At 64.3% G+C, this 18,792-nt stretch carries 19 protein-coding genes; 12 read left to right on the forward strand and 7 right to left on the reverse strand.

The annotated features are described in order from the left end of the window. Positions 1-53: 53 nt before the first annotated feature. Positions 54-1,136 carry a heat-inducible transcriptional repressor HrcA gene (hrcA, locus tag MESAU_RS04120; RefSeq protein WP_015314793.1) on the reverse strand — a complete coding sequence of 361 codons (1,083 nt, stop codon included), beginning with the start codon at positions 1,134-1,136 and terminating at the stop codon, positions 54-56. Positions 1,137-1,291: 155 nt separating this feature from the next. Here hrcA and rph point away from each other — a divergent pair, with 155 nt between their 5' ends. The 9 genes from rph (at position 1,292) to MESAU_RS04165 (ending at position 9,242) form a co-directional block, all read left to right on the forward strand. After that, complete coding sequence (gene rph / locus MESAU_RS04125; RefSeq protein ID WP_015314794.1) at positions 1,292-2,008, forward strand: ribonuclease PH; 717 nt, start codon at positions 1,292-1,294, stop codon at positions 2,006-2,008. Between the two features lie 182 nt (positions 2,009-2,190). Next, positions 2,191-2,601 (forward strand): VOC family protein, encoded by a 411-nt coding sequence (locus tag MESAU_RS04130; protein WP_015314795.1) that lies wholly within the window; start codon positions 2,191-2,193, stop codon positions 2,599-2,601. Next, positions 2,601-3,278, forward strand: a complete 678-nt coding sequence (gene rdgB / locus MESAU_RS04135; protein WP_015314796.1) for an RdgB/HAM1 family non-canonical purine NTP pyrophosphatase — start codon at positions 2,601-2,603, stop codon at positions 3,276-3,278. Before MESAU_RS04130 ends, rdgB begins: the two co-directional genes overlap by 1 nt. After that, positions 3,275-4,453 (forward strand): radical SAM family heme chaperone HemW, encoded by a 1,179-nt coding sequence (hemW, locus tag MESAU_RS04140; protein ID WP_015314797.1) that lies wholly within the window; start codon positions 3,275-3,277, stop codon positions 4,451-4,453. The genes rdgB and hemW overlap by 4 nt, the downstream gene beginning before the upstream one ends. 3 nt (positions 4,454-4,456) lie before the next feature. Then, positions 4,457-4,780 carry a low molecular weight protein tyrosine phosphatase family protein gene (locus MESAU_RS04145; RefSeq protein WP_015314798.1) on the forward strand — a complete coding sequence of 108 codons (324 nt, stop codon included), beginning with the start codon at positions 4,457-4,459 and terminating at the stop codon, positions 4,778-4,780. A gap of 96 nt (positions 4,781-4,876) precedes the next feature. Then, positions 4,877-5,848 carry a GlxA family transcriptional regulator gene (locus MESAU_RS04150; RefSeq protein WP_015314799.1) on the forward strand — a complete coding sequence of 324 codons (972 nt, stop codon included), beginning with the start codon at positions 4,877-4,879 and terminating at the stop codon, positions 5,846-5,848. A gap of 150 nt (positions 5,849-5,998) precedes the next feature. Beyond that, positions 5,999-7,303, forward strand: a complete 1,305-nt coding sequence (locus MESAU_RS04155; protein ID WP_015314800.1) for a M24 family metallopeptidase — start codon at positions 5,999-6,001, stop codon at positions 7,301-7,303. 289 nt (positions 7,304-7,592) lie between these two features. Next, complete coding sequence (locus MESAU_RS04160) at positions 7,593-8,273, forward strand: isochorismatase family protein (protein ID WP_015314801.1); 681 nt, start codon at positions 7,593-7,595, stop codon at positions 8,271-8,273. 18 nt (positions 8,274-8,291) lie between these two features. Continuing rightward, positions 8,292-9,242 (forward strand): alpha/beta hydrolase fold domain-containing protein, encoded by a 951-nt coding sequence (locus MESAU_RS04165; protein ID WP_015314802.1) that lies wholly within the window; start codon positions 8,292-8,294, stop codon positions 9,240-9,242. Positions 9,243-9,261: 19 nt separating this feature from the next. Here MESAU_RS04165 and dnaQ read toward each other — a convergent pair whose 3' ends face one another. The 5 genes from dnaQ to MESAU_RS04190 form a co-directional block, all read right to left on the reverse strand. Next, entirely contained in the window at positions 9,262-9,990 is a 729-nt protein-coding gene (dnaQ, locus tag MESAU_RS04170; RefSeq protein ID WP_015314803.1) for a DNA polymerase III subunit epsilon, read from the reverse strand. 88 nt (positions 9,991-10,078) lie between these two features. Next, the gene (coaE, locus tag MESAU_RS04175; protein WP_015314804.1) at positions 10,079-10,660 is read right to left on the reverse strand and encodes a dephospho-CoA kinase; all 582 of its coding nucleotides are present in this window, start codon (positions 10,658-10,660) and stop codon (positions 10,079-10,081) included. Beyond that, the gene (locus MESAU_RS04180) at positions 10,657-11,514 is read right to left on the reverse strand and encodes a shikimate dehydrogenase (protein ID WP_015314805.1); all 858 of its coding nucleotides are present in this window, start codon (positions 11,512-11,514) and stop codon (positions 10,657-10,659) included. Before MESAU_RS04180 ends, coaE begins: the two co-directional genes overlap by 4 nt. Then, positions 11,507-12,106: a Maf-like protein gene (locus tag MESAU_RS04185; protein ID WP_015314806.1), complete on the reverse strand. Its 600-nt coding sequence runs from the start codon at positions 12,104-12,106 to the stop codon at positions 11,507-11,509. Before MESAU_RS04185 ends, MESAU_RS04180 begins: the two co-directional genes overlap by 8 nt. Before the next feature lie 374 nt (positions 12,107-12,480). Beyond that, positions 12,481-13,302: a pyruvate, water dikinase regulatory protein gene (locus MESAU_RS04190; protein WP_041163277.1), complete on the reverse strand. Its 822-nt coding sequence runs from the start codon at positions 13,300-13,302 to the stop codon at positions 12,481-12,483. Positions 13,303-13,706: 404 nt separating this feature from the next. Here MESAU_RS04190 and hemE point away from each other — a divergent pair, with 404 nt between their 5' ends. The 3 genes from hemE (at position 13,707) to rho (ending at position 16,705) form a co-directional block, all read left to right on the forward strand. Next, a complete protein-coding gene (gene hemE, locus MESAU_RS04195) occupies positions 13,707-14,738 on the forward strand; it encodes a uroporphyrinogen decarboxylase (RefSeq protein WP_015314808.1) in 1,032 nt (343 codons plus the stop codon). Continuing rightward, on the forward strand, positions 14,738-15,274 hold the full coding sequence (hemJ, locus tag MESAU_RS04200; RefSeq protein ID WP_015314809.1) for a protoporphyrinogen oxidase HemJ: 537 nt from the start codon (positions 14,738-14,740) through the stop codon (positions 15,272-15,274). The genes hemE and hemJ overlap by 1 nt, the downstream gene beginning before the upstream one ends. Before the next feature lie 165 nt (positions 15,275-15,439). Continuing rightward, a complete protein-coding gene (gene rho, locus MESAU_RS04205) occupies positions 15,440-16,705 on the forward strand; it encodes a transcription termination factor Rho (RefSeq protein ID WP_015314810.1) in 1,266 nt (421 codons plus the stop codon). Positions 16,706-16,763: 58 nt separating this feature from the next. Here the strand turns inward: rho and MESAU_RS04210 are convergent, their stop codons facing one another. Next, positions 16,764-18,782, reverse strand: a complete 2,019-nt coding sequence (locus tag MESAU_RS04210; protein ID WP_041163617.1) for a thioredoxin domain-containing protein — start codon at positions 18,780-18,782, stop codon at positions 16,764-16,766. Positions 18,783-18,792 lie beyond the last annotated feature (10 nt).

Consider the following 18,792-nt stretch of genomic DNA (forward strand, 5'->3'; position numbering starts at 1 on the left):
CGTTCGCGGTCGAATTCCGGCATGGAAACCAAAGCAATAATTCCTCGAACTCCTTACCTCAGCATGCGGGAAATCAGCTGTGCCGTATAATCCACCATCGGCACGATGCGGGCATAGTTCAGCCTTGTCGGGCCGATGACGCCGAGCGCGCCGACGACGCGGGCGTCCTTGTCGCGATAGGGCGCCACCACCAGCGACGAGCCCGACAGCGAGAACAGCTTGTTTTCCGAGCCGATGAAGATGCGCACGCCCGATCCCTGCTCGGCGAGGTCGAGCAATTGGATCAGCCCGTCCTGCGTCTCCATGTCCTCGAACAGGTGGCGCAAGAGTTCGATGTCGGCCTGGGCGGTGACGTTTTCCAGCAGATTGGCGCGGCCGCGCACGATGAGCCGCGCCGGCAGGCCGCTTTCGGCGCCCGCCCACACCGCAAGCCCCTTCTCGACGAGGTCCTGCGACAGCGTGTCGAGGGCGGCTCTCGTCTCTTCCTTGATGCGGGCGATCTCGGTGCGCGCCTCGGCCAGCGTGCGGCCACGGATATGCGCGTTGAGGAAATTCGAGGCCTCGTGCAGTTGCGAGACGGTGATGCCGGCGGGCAGCTCGACGACACGGTTTTCGACATCGCCATTCTGCGATACCAGCACGGCAAGCGCCTTGGTCGGCTCCAGCTGGATGAATTCGATATGCTTGAGCGCCACCTCGTTCTTGGCGGCCAGCACCAGGCCGGCGCCCCGCGACATGCCCGACAGCATCTGGCTGGCTTCGGTCAACATATGCTCCAGCGTCGCGCCCGAGCCGGAGGCCCGCACCTGCGCCTCGATGGTGCGGCGCTCCTCGTCGGAGAGGTCGCCAAGTTCCATGAAGGCATCGACGAAGAAACGCAGGCCAGCCTGGGTCGGCAGGCGCCCGGCCGAGATGTGCGGCGCGTAGATCAGCCCGAGATGCTCGAGGTCGCTCATCACGTTGCGGATGGTGGCCGGCGACAGCGAGGACGGCAGGATGCGCGACAGGCTGCGCGAGCCCACGGGTTCGCCGTCCCGCAGATAGGAATCGACGATGCGCCGGAAGATGTCGCGCGAGCGCATGTCGAGTGACTGAAGAGCCAGCGACTGCGAGGCGGGATCGACTGCCTTGGTCATTCGGCTAAAAACCTCCGGTTCCAGGATATAGACTTCGGTGGGCCGCGCGCAACCCGGTGTCTGTGTCGGGTCGCTCGGCCATTTTCCTTTGCGCCGTGGGCTTGGTGGGGCTACAAGCCGGCCACGATTCAAAAAATGACAAGAAAGCAGGCCGAATGCGCCCCTCCAAACGCCAATTCGACGAAATGCGCGCCATCTCCTTCGAGCGCGGCGTCTCCAAGCATGCCGAAGGCTCGTGCCTGGTGAAGTTCGGCGACACGCATGTCCTGTGCACCGCCAGCCTCGAGGAAAAGGTGCCTGGCTGGATGCGCAATTCCGGCAAGGGCTGGGTGACGGCCGAATATGGCATGCTGCCGCGCTCGACAGGCGAGCGCATGCGCCGCGAGGCCTCCGCCGGCAAGCAGGGCGGCCGCACGCTGGAAATCCAGCGGCTGATCGGCCGTTCGCTACGCGCCGTGGTCGACCTGCAGGCGCTGGGCGAACAGCAGATCACCGTCGACTGCGACGTCATCCAGGCCGATGGCGGCACCCGCACCGCGTCGATCACCGGCGGCTGGGTGGCGCTGTATGACTGCCTGCGCTGGATGGAAGCGCGGCAGATGGCCAGCGTTTCGAAAGTGCTGAAGGATCATGTCGCGGCGATTTCCTGCGGCATCCATGACGGCCAGCCGGTCATCGATCTCGACTATATCGAGGATTCCTCGGCCGGCACCGACGCCAATTTCGTCATGACCGGCAAGGGCGGCATCGTCGAGATCCAGGGCACCGCCGAGGGCGAGCCTTTCTCCGAAGAGCAGTTCGCGGCCTTGATGGGCCTGGCCAAGAAGGGCATTTCCCGGTTGGTCAGCCTGCAGCAGATGGCGGTGGCTTAATTTTTCATGCGGAGCCTGGGCACCCCCCTCTGCCCTGCCGGGCATCTCCCCCGCAAGGGGGGAGATCGGCTGTTGTCGAGAGCTTCGCCAATAATCAGCATAGAATACCATGAGCCGGCGCTCACGCTGCCAATTTCCCCCCTTGCGGGGGAGATGGCCGGCAGGCCAGAGGGGGGTGCCTCGTGACACCCTCTGCCATTCTTGAATCCGCCCTCTATGTCACCGACCTCGCTGAAGCAGAGGTCTTCTACACCGATATCCTCGGCCTTACCCTGCTTGGCAAGGTAGAAGGCCGCCACCTTTTCTTCCGCTGTGGCCCGGGCGTGCTGCTGATCTTCAACGCCGAGGCGACCAAGATTCCGCCCGCGCCCGATGCGCGACTGAAAGTGCCGCCGCACGGCACGGTCGGCGAAGGCCATCTGTGCTTTGCCGCAAACGCCGCTGAAATCGACGGCTGGAAAGCCCATCTCTTGGCGAAGAAAATCGCCATCGAAAGCGAATTCGAATGGCCGCAAGGTGGCCGTTCGATCTATATACGCGACCCTTCGGGCAATTCGATCGAGTTCGCCGAGCCGAGAATCTGGGGCCTTTGATGCACTCGCCAAACCTCCATACGCTTGATGGCAAGAAGATCGTCGTCGCCAGCCACAATGAAGGCAAGCTGCGCGAATTCGCCGAGCTGATGGGACCGTTCGGCTTCGAGGCGAAATCAGCCAAGGCGTATGGCCTGCCCGAACCGGACGAAACCGGCACCACCTTCGAGGAAAACGCCTACATCAAGGCCTTTGCCGCCGCAAAGGCGACCGGCCTGCCGGCACTGTCGGACGATTCCGGCCTCTGCGTCGACGCGCTCGACGGCGCGCCCGGCGTCTATACCGCGAACTGGGCCGAGACTCCGGACGGTTCGCGCGATTTCGCCATGGCCATGCAGCGCACCGAAGTGGCGATGCAGGAAGTCGGCGCGGCCACGCCCGAACGGCGCACGGGCCGCTTTGTCGCCGTCATCTGCCTCGCCTTTCCCGACGGCGAGGCCGAATATTATCGCGGCGAGGCCGAGGGCACGCTGGTCTGGCCGCCGCGCGGCGAGCTCGGCTTCGGCTACGATCCGGTGTTTTTGCCCAATGGCTTCGACAAGACCTTCGGCGAGATGAGCGCGGAGGAAAAGCACGGCTGGAAACCCGGCCAGGCGACGGCGCTGTCGCACCGCGCCCGCGCCTTCCAGAAATTCGCCCAAGCCCGGCTTGGTTCGGTGAGGCCTGGCTCGGCATGATCGGACCCGGCACCACCATGGCGCTCGACCGCGGTCCCGGCTTCGGCGTCTATGTCCATTGGCCGTTCTGCGCGGCCAAGTGCCCCTATTGCGACTTCAACAGCCATGTCCGCCACCAGCCGGTCGACCAGGAGCGCTTCGCCGCCGCCTTCGAGGCCGAGTTGGCAACGATGCGCCAGCGCACCGGGCCACGCGAAGTGACCAGCATCTTCCTCGGCGGCGGCACGCCGTCGCTGATGAAGCCGGAAACCGTGGCCAGGGTTCTGGACGCCGTGGCTGGGAATTGGACGGTGCCTGATGGCATCGAGGTGACGCTCGAGGCCAATCCGTCCTCGGTCGAGGCGGAGCGGTTTCGCGGTTACCGGGCGGCGGGCGTCAACCGCGTCTCGCTTGGCGTGCAGGCGCTGAACGACAAGGATTTGCGCTTTCTCGGCCGGCTGCACAATGTAAGGGAAGCCTTGCACGCCATCGGGCTCGCGCGCGAAATCTTTCCGCGGCTCTCCTTCGACCTGATCTATGCGCGGCCCGGGCAGACGCCGGAGGATTGGCAGGCGGAACTCGAACAGGCGATCGGCCATGCCGCCGACCACCTGTCGCTCTACCAGCTGACCATCGAGGAAGGCACGCCCTTCCATGCGCTGCACGCGGCGAAGAAATTCGTCGTTCCCGACAACGACCACGCCGCCGATCTCTATGCGCTGACGCAGGAAATCACGTCGGCGCACGGCCTGCCGGCCTACGAGATCTCCAACCACGCCAGGCCGGGGGCCGAGAGCCGGCACAATCTGACCTATTGGCGCTACGGCGAATATGTCGGCGTCGGCCCCGGCGCGCATGGCCGCTTCGTCGAGAACGGCCACCGTGTGGTGACCATCGCCGAACGGATGCCGGAAACCTGGGCCAATCTGGTCGAGGCCAAGGGCCATGGCATCACCGGCGGCGAACTGCTGACGCGCTCCGAAGAGGCGGACGAATTTCTTTTGATGGGGCTCAGGCTCGCCGAAGGCATCGACCTCTCGCGCTACGAGGCCTTTTCCGGGCGCGGGCTGTCGAGCGCTCGGCTGTCGGTGCTGCAGGGCGAGGGCCTGGTGGCGCCGATCGGCAACGCCCGCCTGCGCGCCACGCCGGCCGGCATGATCGTGCTCGACGCCGTGGTCGCGGACTTGGCGCGCTAAACCTTGAAAAACGTCCTCTTCGTCTGCAGCCAGAACCGCTTGCGCAGCCCGACCGCCGAACAGGTGTTTTCCACGCGGCGCGACATCGAAGTCGCCTCGGCTGGCACCAATCATGACGCCGACACGCCGCTGACGCACGAACTCGTCGGCTGGGCGGACATCATCTTTGTCATGGAGAAAACCCACCGGACGAAACTGCGGAAGCAATTCAAGGCCAGCCTGAAGGCGGCCAAGGTGATCTGCCTCGATATCCCCGACGATTATGAATTCATGGACCCGGAGCTGATCGCGCTTCTGAAGGCGCGCGTGTCCCGGTATCTGGACTGAGCGCTTGCGTTCGCCCCTTCGCCTTCGGCCGAACACCGTTGACCCCGAAGCCCATCTGTCCGAATTGTAGCCCCGATCCTCCCGGCTCCGGACGTCATGGCCACGCGCGAACCATCCAAACCCACGGACGCCCCGCTCACCTTCGCGGTGCTGGTGTTCCCCGGCTTTCCGATGATGGCGTTCAGTTCCGTCATCGAGCCACTGCGCGCCGCCAACATACTGGCGAAGCGGGAATGCTACCGCTGGATCATCGTCGGGGCGACGGAAGGGACGGTCGAGGCTTCCAACGGCGTCGTCATCCAGCCAGGCTTTTACGCCGAGGCAGCGCCCAAGGTCGACCGCATCGTGGTCTGCTCGGGCGGCGACGCCGACCATCTCGTCGCCGAGGACGCAGCGAGCTGGATCCGCCGCAGCCTGCGCAATGGCGCCCATATCGGGGCCGTGGCGGACGCGGCGTTCTTCCTGGCACGCGCGGGCCTGCTCGACGGCCATGCCTGCACCTTGCACTGGACCAGCCAGGCCGCCTTCACCGAGGCGTTCCCCAACATCGAGCTGCGCCGCGATCTCTACGTCATCGACCGCAAGCGTTTTACCTCGGCCGGCGGCGTCGGCAGCCTCGACATGATGCTGGAGATCATCACCCGCGACTACGGCGCCGAGCTTGCCGCGGGCGTCGCCGAGTGGTTCGTGCACAGCCAATTGCGCTCGAGCGTCGACCGCAAGCTGATGCCGCTCAGGCTGCGCACCGGCGTGCAGAACGAGCTGGTGCTGTCGGCCATCGCCATCATGGAAGACGCGGTGGAGGAGCGGCTCGGCATGGCCGAGCTGACGGCGAAGCTCGGCGTTTCCTCCGACAAGCTCGAACGCTCGTTCCGCTCCGAACTCGCCATCTCGCCCAACGGCTATTATCGACGGCTCAGGCTGAAACGCGCCGCCGACCTGCTGGCGCATTCGACGCTTGCCGTGCGCGACGTGGCGCTGGCCTGCGGCTTTGCCTCGATGTCGAGCTTTGCCCGCGCTTTTCGCGAGGAGCATGGCCATGCGCCGAAGATGGCGAGAAGGCATTAGCGCGAGCGTTGACGCGGGAGGCGTTGGCGGGACAGCGCCCCCCCTCTGTCCTGCAGCGGTATCCCGCACAACCCACGCGGTTTTCCGCACAATCGCCCCGATCCCCCTGCGCCATGCTCTGGCCCTACACCCAGCCAAAGGCCAGACACCATGAGCATCGTCGTTTTCGACCCCGACAGCACCGAGGACGTCGACTTCAAGGATCGCATGCGCCACCCGGCGGCGGCCGATCCGGCCGGCGGCATGTGGCTGTCCGACACCGAGCCGTCTTTCATCGATGCCGACGCCTTGCGCAAAGGCCGGCTCGACAAACTGCGCGGCTGGATGCGCGAGGCCGGCTATGGCGGCGTCGTTTTGTTCGACCCCTACAACCAGCGCTACGCCACCGGTTCGCGCAACATGTTCGGCTATTTCCTGCGCAACTCGACCCGCTATTTCTTCATTCCGGCCGACGGGCCGATCGTGCTGTTCGAATATCCGCAGAGCTACCATGTCTCGATGGTGCTCGACACGATCGAGGAGGCGCGTCCTTCCAAGCTCGTCTGGTCTTCGGTCTCCGGCCGCGACGACGAAACCGCCGGTCCCTTCGCCGACGAGATCGCCGAGCTGCTGAGAAAGCATGGCGGCGGCTCGATGAAGCTCGGGCTCGACCGCTGCAGCCATCTGCAGGCGCTGGCGCTTGAAAAGCGCGGCTGCGAGGTTCGCGATTGCCAGGGCGAAATCCTCGCCGTGCGCGCGGTGAAGACGCCGGAAGAGGTGAAATGCCTGCAGGTGTCGATGGCGGGCGCCGAAGCCGCCGTCTATGCGGTGCGCGAGGCGATCAAGCCCGGCGTTTCCGAAAACGATCTGTTCGCCATCATGTATGGCGAGGTCATCCGCCAGGGTGGCGAATTCATCGAGACGCGGCTCTTGACCTCGGGCCAGCGCACCAATCCGTGGTTCAATGAAGCCAGCGGCCGCAAGATCAGGCCCGGCGAATTGCTGGCGCTCGATACCGACACGATCGGCTGTTACGGCTATTATTCGGATTTTTCGCGCACCTTCCGCTGCGGGCCGGGCAGACCGACGCCTTATCAGAAATCGCTCTACCGCATGGCGCACGATCAGGTTCAGCACAATATTTCGATCGTGAAGCCCGGCATGGCGTTCCGCGAGATCGCCGAGAAGGCGTGGAAAATTCCGGACCGCTTCGTCGACCAGCGCTACACCTCGGTCATGCACGGCGTCGGCATGCATGGCGAGACACCATTCATCGCGCATGCCATGGATTACGAGACCTATGGCCGCGACGGCCATATCGTGCCAGGCATGGTGGTGAGCGTGGAAAGCTATATTGGCGAGAAGGGCGGCCGCGAAGGCGTCAAGCTGGAGGACGAAATCCTGATCACCGAGACCGGCACCGAGCTTCTGTCGCGCTTTCCCTATGAGGATGAGTTTCTGGAGAAAGAGATTTGATGGTGGTCTCCGCCGCTGGCCTACACGCGGTACTGCCAGCATTAGAGATTAGCCGCCACGCCTCTCGCTTCGTCATCCTAGGGCGGAGCAAGGTGCGAAGCGACGCGGCGCAGACCCTAGGATCCGCTCCGCTGTATCCTTCGACAAACATCACGGCATGGATTCCAGGGTCTTCGCGACGCCGCTTCGCGGCTGCTGCGCCCTGGAATGACGAAGTCGCGGGGCCTTTTCGGACAATCGTCCAAGCCTTCGCCAGCAGAGAAACAGCGTCAGCCGGAAAACCCTCCGCATGAAAGCCCCCATTTCCATCCGCCCCGACACGGTGGCCGCTGTGTTCATCGACCTGCAGGAAGAGCACCGGCGGGACAAGCGCTACCTCGTCGAGGGCTATGATAAACTCCTCGCCAATGTCCAGCGCCTGCAGGCGGCGGCGCGTCAAAACCATGTGCCGCTTTATCACTGGGCCTATATCGTCGATCTCGACAGCCAGGACCGGCCCTTCCATCCGGTCGGCGAAGACGGCAAGTCGGCCTTTTCCGACAAGAGCGACCCGCTGACAGAAATCTGCCACGAAGTGGCGCCGGCGAATGGCGAGGCGCTGCTGATCAAGGCCGAGGCCAGCGCCTTCCGCTCCGGTCCGGCTGGCGACCGGCTCAAGGCTTCCGGCATCGAATGGCTCGTCATGGCTGGCGTGTGGACCGAGGCCTGTATCGACGCGTCGGTCAGGGATGCCGTGGCAAGGGGCTTTCGCGTGCTTTTGGTCAAGGACGCCTGCGGCAGCGGCAGCGCGGCCATGCACCAGACCGGCATCCTCAACCTTGCCAACCGGCTCTATGGCGGCGCGGTTACCGACACCGACGGCGCCTGCCGGCTGCTGGCCGGCGAGACGGTCACCGTCTGGCAGGTCGAAGGCTCGGTACCCCTGCGCTTCACTTTTGAAAATGCTGCCCGTCTCTATGCCGAGCTTTGATGCGCCCCTCGGATTGAAATGACCAGCCGCGGCAAATATGGACCATGGCTCGACCCGGCGCTCTGGGCCTATATCGACAGCGTCAACGCCTGGTACCCGCCGGAGATCGCCGGCCTGCCGATCGACAAGCAGCGCGCGGTCTACGCCAGGATGTGCCGGGCCTTCCACCAGGGCCGTCCGCCCGGGGTCAAGGCCACCGACAGCCTGGTCGCCGCTTCGAACCGTGATATCCCGGTCCGCCGTTACCGGCTCGCCGGCGCCACGCCGCGCGCGACAGGGCTCTATTTCCACGGCGGCGGTTTCATCCTCGGCGGGCTCGAAAGCCATGACGACATCTGCGCCGAAATCTGTGCCGGCACCGGCTTCGACATTGTGTCGGTCGATTACCGGCTGGCGCCCGAGCATCTCCACCCCGCCGCCTTCGACGATGCGCTGGCGGCTTTCGAATGGGCGGCGGCGACCAGCGAGCCGCCGCTCGTGCTCTGCGGTGAAAGTGCGGGCGGCAATCTGGCGGCGGCGGTGGCACAGGCCGCGCGTCACCATCCGCGCGCCGCGATCGGCCAGGTGCTGATCTATCCCGATCTCGGCGGCGACGAGGCGATCGGCTCCTACGTGGAACACGCCGATGCGCCGCTGCTGTCGACGAGCGACGCCGCCTTCTACCGCGACGTCCGCTCAGCCAGGAAGCAATCGCCCGACGATCCGACCTTCTCGCCGCTGCGCGACCGCGACTTTTCCGGCCTGCCGCCGACGGTGATCATCACGGCCGAATGCGATCCGCTGTCGTCGGACGGTGAAGTCTATCGCGACCATATCCTGGAGGCCGGGGGCAAGGCCTGGTGGCACGAGGAGCCCCGCCTCGTGCACAGTTTCCTGCGCGCCCGCACGACCGTGCCGGCCGCAGCGGAGGCTTTTGCGCGCATCATTGCGGCCGTTGCCGCGCTGGGCCGGGGGGAATGGCCCTACTGAGGCCGCTTCTCGGATGGCTTTATGAGGACAGCGCCTGGGCTGCTTCCTGGGGGGAGGCTTTCAGCCACAGCGCCTTTTCGCCGAGCGTCGCGACCATGGCGGCGTGCGCGGCGCGCTCCGCTTCGGTCAGGCGGGGCAGCAGCGGCGCCGGACGCTCGGCAACGATGATCTCGATATGCCTGACATTGTTGCCGCCCTGGGCCGGCGCGGTGGCGCTGTCGAGGATCAATGCGGCCTGCTTGCCGCCGATCAGCTCGATATAGACTTCCGCCAGCAATTCGGAATCGAGCAGGGCGCCGTGCTTGGTGCGCTTGGTATTGTCGATGCCGTAGCGCCGGCACAGCGCGTCGAGCGAATTGGGTCCCATCGGGTGCTTGCGGCGCGCCAGGGCCAGCGTGTCGACGACAAGCCCGTTATCGACAGGGGGGTGGCCGAGCCGCCCGAATTCGACATTGAGGAAGCCGATATCGAAGGTGGCGTTGTGGGCGACCAGCTTGGCGCCTTCCGTGAATTTCAGCCATTCCTCGGCAATTTCGGCGAAGCTCGGCTTGCCCGCGAGATCGGCCGCGCTGATGCCGTGCACGGACTGCGCCTCGGCATGGATCGCGCGGCCTTGCGGGTTGATATAATGATGGAAGGTCCTGCCGGTCGGAAAGCGATTGACCAGCTCGACGCCGCCAAGCTCGATGACGCGGTCGTCACGCGAATCGAGGCCGGTGGTTTCCGTATCGAAAATGATCTCACGCATCGAATCAGGTCGCTCCTGGGAGCAGAATCGCCAGACCGGAACAAAATGGCAATGGGCAATGCTGACGGCCTGCCGTCAGCAGCCCGACTTATCCCTTGATTTCGGCAATGATCGAAGCAACCGCCGCACGCGCGGCGTCCAGCCCCTCGCCGGTGTCGATGACGAAATCGGCCAGCCGGCGCTTTTCGGCATCCGGCACCTGCCTGGCCAGAATCGACGCCAGTTTTTCTTCGCTCATGCCAGGCCGCGCCAGCACGCGCTGGCGCTGGACTTCGGCCGGCGCCGTCACCACGACGACCTTGTCGACGCGGCCACGGCCGCCGGTTTCGAACAGCAGCGGGATGTCGAGGACCACGATCGATTCGCCCGCTGCACGATGCCTGGCCAGGAAGGCATCGGCATCGGCACGGACCAGCGGGTGGATGATGGCTTCGAGTTTTTTCAGGGCCGCGGCATCGCCGAGCACGCGAGCGCCGAGTTTTGCGCGGTCGACGCCTCCGTGAACCATGGTGCCGGGAAAGGCGGCCTCGACCAGCGGTGCGGCCTTGCCTGCATAGAGGCGGTGCACCGTCTCGTCGGAATCATGCACCGGAACGCCTGCCTCGGCGAACATCCTGGCCGTGGTCGACTTGCCCATGCCGATCGAGCCGGTAAGGCCGAGCACGATCATGATTTCGGCACCCGGGATTTGGGCACCAGATCGGCAACGATGAGTGCGCGCAGTTCAGCCGTCACCTTCGGCCTGACGCCGAACCAGCGTTCGAAGCCGGGCACCGCCTGGTTGAGCAGCATGCCGAGCCCGTCGACCGTCTTCAGCCCCCGTGCCCGCGCGGCGGCGAGCAGGGGGGTCTCGAGCGGCACATAGACGATGTCGTTGACCACGGCGTGGGCGGGCAGACCCTTGGGGTCGGCGGCTAGATCCCCGTTGCCCTGCATGCCCAGCGCCGTGGTGTTGACCAGCAGGCCGGCGTCGCGCAGCAATTCGCCGGTCGCCGCCAACGGATGCGCGGACACCCCGGCGCCAAAGCGGTCGCGCAATTCGATTGCCCGGGCGAGCGTGCGATTGACGATGCGGATATCACCGAGGCCGCGCGCCTTCAGCGCATGGATGACGGCACGGGCGGCGCCCCCGGCACCCAGCACCACGGCAGGGCCATTGGCCGCCCAGCCCGGAGCGTGGTCGTCGAGATTGGCGGCAAAGCCGTGGCCGTCGGTGTTGCCGCCCCACAAAGTGCCGTCCTCGAACCAGAGCGTGTTGACGGCGCCGATCTCGTCGGCCGCATGGTCGCGGCGCGCGACCCCGGCAAAAGCCGCCTCCTTGTGCGGGATGGTGACGTTGCCGCCTCGATAACCGTTCGCCTGCAGCGTCGCCAGGAATTCGGCGAAATTTTCGGGCGCCACATCGATCGCCTGATAACTGCCATCAATGCCATGCTTGGCCAACCAGTGACCGTGGATCATCGGCGAGCGCGAATGTTTTATGGGGTGGCCGGTGACGAAGGCCTTTTTCGAGGTTTCAGCCATCGATGGCTCCCAGTGCGCGCAGTTCCGCCAGCAACGGCAGCAGCGGCAGGCCGACAATGGTAAAATGGTCGCCTTCGATTTTTTCGAACAGCTGGATGCCTTCGCCCTCGACCTGGTAGGCGCCGACACTCGACAATGCCTTGACGCCGACCCGAGCCAGATGCCGGCCGATGAAGGCGGGGTCGAGCTTGCGCATGGTCATCGAGGCGATGCCGACATGGCGCCACAGCACCTTGCCGTCGCGCACCAGAACGGCGGCGCTGTTGAGCTGATGGGTCTTGCCCGACAACGCCAGGAGATGGCGGCGCGCGCCCTCCACGTCGGCCGGCTTGTGGAACACCTCGTCACCCAAGGACAGCGTCTGGTCGCAGCCAAGCACCAGTGCCCCGGGCCGGCGCTCGCTGACTTCGGTGGCCTTGGCTTCGGCGAGCACCAGCGCGACGTCCTCGGGCGAGGCGCCGCTGTCCTGCAACGGCGCTTCCAGCGCCCGCTCGTCCAGCGTCGCGGGAACCGCCTCGATGTCGACGCCGGCATCGACCAGCATCGCCTTGCGGAACGGACTGCCTGAAGCGAGGACGATTTTTTCTGTCATGATCTTTCGCCTGTTACCCGTCGTTGAGTTGCTGGCTGGGTGGGACGCTAGCGGCCGCCGCACCCCTTGGCCACTGTAACGGCATGGATCCTAGGGTCTGCGCGACGGAGCTTCGCTCCTGCTTCGCCCTAGGATGACGAATGCATTGCGATCCACGGCTAATCTCAACGGCCGGAGATTTGCAGTTGTGTCGCCGTATAAGAAGTGACGATGCTGGCAAGTCATAAAACCTTCGAGATTAGCCGAGACAATCATCCCTTCGTCATCCTAGGGCGAAGCAAGGAGCGAAGCGACGCGGCGCAGACCCTAGGATCCATGCCGTGACCTTTCGAACCACGCAGCGGTTCTGTTGGCAGGTTGGCGCACGGTTCCAATTATCTGTTCTTCCCCCGCAGGGCAACGATCGCCGCCGCCGTTTCCTCGATCGAGCGGCGGCTGACGTCGATCATCGGCCAGCCATGGCGGGTGCAGATCTGGCGGGCGTAGGCGAGTTCCTCGTTGATGGCGGCGCGGTCGACATACTCGGTCGGCACATAGGTGCTCGAATTGCCGAGGATACGGTTCTGGCGCACATGCGAGATGCGCTCGGCGGTGGCGATCAGCCCCACGACCAGCGGCGCCCTGGCGCTGACCAGGCTTTCTGGCACCGGCACGCCGAGCACGATCGGGATGTTGGCGGTCTTGATGCCGCGGTTGGCGAGATAGATGCTGGTCGGCGTCTTCGAGGTGCGTGAAATGCCGATCAGCACGACATCGGCGTCATCCATGTTTGCCGGCAGCTGGCCGTCATCATGGTCCATGGTGAAGTTGAGCGCATCGATGCGCCGGAAATATTCGGCGTCGAGCACATGCTGGGCGCCGACGCGGCGGCCGGCCGGCGTCCCGAGATAGGACTGGAAGACCGTCAGCACTGGCTCCAGCACGGACACACAGGGCAGACCCATGGCCGCGCAGCGTTCGTCGATGCCGCGTGCCAGCTTCTGGTCGACCACCGTGTAGAGGATGATGCCCGGCTCCTCCTCTATGTCCTCGAACACCTTGGCTATCTGCTTTTCGGTGCGGATGAGCGGGTAGATGTGCTCGATGGCGCGTGCATCCTTGTATTGCGCTGAAGCCGCGCGGCCGGCGGCGAGCAGGGTTTCGCCCGTGGCATCGGAAATCAGATGCAGGTGAAAGAAGCTCTGGGGTTTGTTCACAGGGATCACCTGGGGCTGTGGGCGGATGTGGATAAGATCGGACGGGCCGACGGGCCGGCCGAAGGCGACTGTATCAGATGCCGGTTTGTCCACAATTCGATGCGCTGTCAGCTTCTCTTGGCGGCTGGGGACAAGTCCGTGGACGAAGCATTTTGCCTTTTGCTCGTCCACAAGGCAGGTCTCCAGGGCATCAGACCTAGCGCATTGACTCCAGTGGCGGATTCCTGATTGTCCCCAGAACCCTGCCAGCCGCGATCGGGAGTGCGCGACAATATGCTTGCTGGCGTTTTGGCGGCCAAAGCGGGACAGGTGACAACCACCACAACCAACAGACTCTTAGAATCAGAAGACTCTTTTAAAATAAGATATTTGATTAAGAGGAAGCCGGGAGAAGCGAGCGCTCGATGCCTGCAAGACGGATCATGCTGGATGTGCTGAAAGGCGAGGCGGTGTTTCCTCCTCCGCTATGGATGATGCGACAGGCCGGGCGCTATCTGCCGGAATACCGTGAGACGCGAAGACGGGCCGGCTCGTTCCTTGATCTCTGCTACGATCCCGAGCTTGCCGTGGAAGTGACGCTGCAGCCGATCGAGCGCTTTGGCTTCGACGCTTCGATCGTGTTTTCGGACATCCTTGTCGTTCCCCATGCGCTTGGCCGCGACGTGCGCTTCGAGGAAGGGCGTGGGCCGCTCCTGACGCCGATTTCGGCGGCCGAGATTCCGGCGCTGGGAAGCGATGTGTTTCACGTGAATCTCGAACCGGTCTACGAGACGCTTCGCCGGCTGCGGGCGAAATTGCCCGACGAAACGACGCTGATCGGCTTTTGCGGCGCCCCGTGGACGGTGGCGACCTATATGATCGCCGGCCACGGCACCCCGGACCAGGCGCCGGCGAGGCTGTTCGCCTACCGCGAGCCGGCGGCGTTTCGGCAGCTGCTGAAAGTGCTCGCCGACCATTCGGCGTCCTATCTGATCCGGCAGATCGAGGCCGGTGCGGATGTCGTGCAGATTTTCGATTCATGGTCGGGGGTGCTCGACGATGCCTCGTTCGAACGCTTCTGCGTCGAGCCGGTGGCCGAGATCGTCAGGCAGGTTCGGGCGGTTCATCCCGGCGTGCCGATCATCGGTTTTCCCAAGGGCGCCGGCGCCCGCTACCAGAGCTACCGCGAGAAGACCGGCGTGACGGGGCTGGGAATCGACTGGACGGTGCCGCTGGAGGCCGCGAAGGCGTTGCAGCGGCAAGGCGCCGTCCAGGGCAATCTCGATCCGTTGCGGCTGGTCGCCGGCGGCCAAGCGTTGGCCGATGGCGTCGAGGCGATCCTCCAGGCGCTGGGGAACGGGCCGCTGATCTTCAATCTCGGCCACGGCATCACGCCGGAGACGCCGGTGGCGCATGTCGAGGCGATGGTGAAACAGGTTCGGAGCGCGGCACGCTGATGGCTGACAGAAATAACACCAACAGCACCGGCCAGGCGATGAAGCGCATGGTCGTTGGCATCGCTGTCCTGATCGTTCTCACCGCGCTTTTGTTTTTCTTCGCGCCGGAAAGCTTCTACCCCTGGGCAAAGGCGATCCATATCCTCGCCGTCATCTCCTGGATGGCTGGGATGCTTTATCTGCCGCGGCTGTTTGTCTATCACGTCGATGCGCAGAAGGGCTCCGTGCAGTCGGAGACTTTCAAGGTGATGGAGCGGCGCCTGCTGCGCGGCATCATCAATCCGGCGATGATCCTCACCTGGGTATTCGGGCTGTGGCTGGCCTGGAAGATCTTTGCGTTCCAGGGCGGCTGGCTGCATGCCAAGATCGGCCTGGTGCTGATTTTGTCGGGCATTCACGGCTATCTGGCCGCCGCAGTGCGCAAATTCGCCGAGGACCGCAACGAAAAACCGGCACGGCACTGGCGGATCGTCAATGAGATTCCCACATTGCTGATGATCGCAATCGTGATCCTGGTCGTCGTGAAGCCCTTCTGAGGCTTCATCGGACCCGCTCAAAAGGCGGCTTGCTCTTTCAGCCGACCGACGATACAAGACGGGTCTTCCTTCCCGTCATGCGCCGCCCGTCATTGCTTTCGGCCGCGCCCGGCATTTGTCGCATCCCGCCGATCTTTCCCCCAAAGCCTACCCAGAGTCCGTCTAATGCAAGAAATGAAACTCACCGAGTTCAAGAACAAGAAGCCGCCAGAGCTGATCGCTTATGCCGAATCGCTCGAGGTCGAGAACGCCAGCGTCATGCGCAAGCAGGAACTGATGTTCGCGATCCTGAAGAAGCTCGCCGCCCAGGACATCGAGATCATCGGTGACGGCGTGGTCGAGGTGCTGCAGGACGGTTTCGGCTTCCTGCGCTCCGCCAATGCCAACTATCTGCCAGGTCCCGACGACATCTACATCTCGCCGTCGCAGATCCGGCGCTTTTCGCTGAAGACCGGCGATACGGTCGAAGGGCCTATCCGCAGCCCGAAGGAGGGCGAGCGCTATTTCGCGCTGCTCAAGGTCAACACGATCAATTTCGACGATCCCGAAAAGATCCGCCACAAGATCCACTTCGACAATCTGACGCCGCTCTACCCGACCTCGCGGCTGAAGATGGAGGTCGACAATCCGCCCGGCAAGGACATCTCGCCTCGCGTCATCGACCTGGTGGCGCCGATCGGCAAGGGCCAGCGCGCGCTGATCAACGCACAGCCGCGCACCGGCAAGACGGTGCTGTTGCAGAACATCGCGCACTCGATCACCGCCAATCATCCGGAATGCTACCTGATCGTGCTGCTGATCGACGAGCGGCCCGAGGAAGTCACCGATATGCAGCGTTCGGTCAAAGGCGAAGTCATCTCCTCGACCTTCGACGAGCCGGCGGTGCGCCACGTCCAGGTCGCCGAAATGGTCATCGAGAAGGCCAAGCGGCTGGTCGAGCACGGCCGCGATGTGGTGATCCTTCTGGATTCGATCACTCGCCTGGGCCGCGCCTACAACACCGTCGTGCCGTCCTCCGGCAAGGTGCTGACCGGTGGTGTCGACGCCAATGCGCTGCAGCGCCCAAAGCGTTTCTTCGGCGCCGCGCGCAACATCGAGGAAGGCGGCTCGCTCACCATCATCGCCACCGCGCTGATCGACACCGGCAGCCGCATGGACGAAGTCATCTTCGAAGAGTTCAAGGGCACCGGCAACTGCGAAATCCAGCTCGACCGCAAGGTGGCGGACAAGCGCATCTATCCGGCCATCGACATCCTCAAATCCGGCACCCGCAAGGAAGACCTGCTGGTGTCGCGCCAGGACCTGCAGAAGATCTTCGTGCTGCGCCGCATCCTGGCGCCGATGGGAACCACCGACGCGATCGAGTTCCTGATCGACAAGCTGAAGCAGACCAAGACCAACGGCGATTTCTTCGATTCGATGAACACGTAATCGAGGCGCGGCAGAGCCTTATCTTCGTCATCCTCGGATCAAGCCCGAGGATGACGAATCACTTTCGCCGCAACAATCCTTCCAATTCGTCAGCATCCGCAACCACCGGCAGGCAGACCTGGCCGGTGCACAACCAGGCGCCGCGCCGGTTGGTCGGAGGCAGGATTCCGCCGGGGAGCAAGGGTCGATTCGCCGCCGTACCGATTGGCACCACGATATCGACGCGACGCGGATCCGGGTTTCGATTCGCCACCGGAATAAGCTTCGGATCCTCCAGCCCGTCCACGATGACCAGTTTCAGCGGCTCGAGGGCAAGCGCGCAGGCATTGACGATACCCGCCTGGCCATAGGCCTGGTGCGCCGCTCGTCCGGCAGCATGCTCGGCCGTTTTCCACGCCTTCTCCTGCAAGTCGAGGTTGCCGGTAATAGAAGCCAGCCGGACCTGCGCCTCGATGATCTGGCTGGTGGCCGAGGGGATGGCCTCGTCGACATCGCCCCGGATGCGGATCGGCACGTCGGTGCTGTCCGAGGCAGTCAGATAATAGCCCGTGCCTTCCACGTCGGCGTGCCAATGGTCGAGCTGTCCAAGGAACTGGCTGGCCTGCTCGACGTAGCTCCAGTCCTCGGTGGCCTCGAACAGCGAGATTGCCGCGTTGGTCATGGCGGCATAGTCGCTCGACAGTGCGGGAAACAGTTTCCGGACACCAAGCATGGAATGCGGCAAGCGACCGTCGCGGCCGGCTTTGCCGATATGGGCAAAGGCCTTGGCCGCGGCCTCGATCCAATCCGGCCGCGCCAGCGAACGCCCCGCCTCGGCGAGGGCGGCGATCATCAGGCCGTTCCAGTCGGTAAGGGTCTTTGCGTCCAGGCCCGGCCTGACGCGTTGTTCCCGGACAGTGAGAAGCCTTGTCTTGAGCGGGACAAGCCGCTCCCGGTCGGCAACACCAAACGCCTGCTGGGAGAGGGTCTGATGGAGCACCGGCTTACCTTCCCATCCGGGCGGGCTGGAAAGGCTGAAGTACTTGAAAAACAAGGTTGAATCGTCTCCAAGAACAGATTCGATCTCCCCCCTGCTCCAGGTGTAGAACAGGCCTTCCTCGCCATCGCTATCGGCATCGAGGCTGGCGGCGAAGGCGCCGCCTTCGACACGCATTTCGCGCAGCAGCCAGCCGACCGTGTCCTCGATCCGGACCCGGAACAAATCATTGCCGGTCGCCGCAAGGGCCCAGTTGCAGAAGCGGATGAGCTGCGCATTGTCGTAGAGCATTTTCTCGAAATGCGGCACCAGCCATTCGGCGTCCGTCGAGTAGCGGCTGAGCCCGCCGCCAATATGATCGTAGATGCCGCCGCTCAGCATATGCTCCAGGCTGACGAGGACGTCGTCGCGATGCGCGGCATTGCCGTCGCGCAGCCAGGACAGCCACAGCGTCTGCATGAACGGCGCGTTCGGGAATTTCGGCGCGCCGGCGAGCCCACCGCGGTCGCGGTCGATCATGCCACTGACGCGACCGGCAAGGTCGGACAGCATATCGCGATCGAGAAGCGCCTTGGAATGCGTGGCCGAGAGCCGCGCCTCGACATGCGAGGTCAGGCCGTCGGCGCTCTGGTGCAGGCTTGTCCGCTTCTCGCGCCAGGCCTTGTCGACCGCTTCCATCACCTGGATGAACCCCGGACGGCCATAGCGCGGCTCGCGCGGGAAATAGGTGCCGCCCCAGAACGGTTTGCCATCGGGCGTCAGGAACATGGTGAGCGGCCAGCCGCCTTGCTCGCCCATCGAGGACAGGGCCGCCATATAGATCTGGTCGATGTCGGGTCGCTCCTCGCGGTCGACCTTGATATTGACGAACAGACGGTTCATGACGGCGGCGACGTCGTCATTCTCGAAGCTTTCATGGGCCATGACATGGCACCAGTGGCAGGCGGCGTATCCGACGGAGAGCAGGATAGGCCTGTCCAGCGCCTTTGCCTCTTCCAGCGATGCCGGTGACCATCCCCGCCAATGCACGGGATTGCCGCTGTGCTGCTGCAGATAGGGGCTGGCCTCGTCGGCAAGCAGGTTTTGCGCGGGCAATGTCACAATGGCCAAC

Source organism: Mesorhizobium australicum WSM2073, from assembly GCF_000230995.2.
GTDB classification, from domain to species: domain Bacteria; phylum Pseudomonadota; class Alphaproteobacteria; order Rhizobiales; family Rhizobiaceae; genus Mesorhizobium; species Mesorhizobium australicum.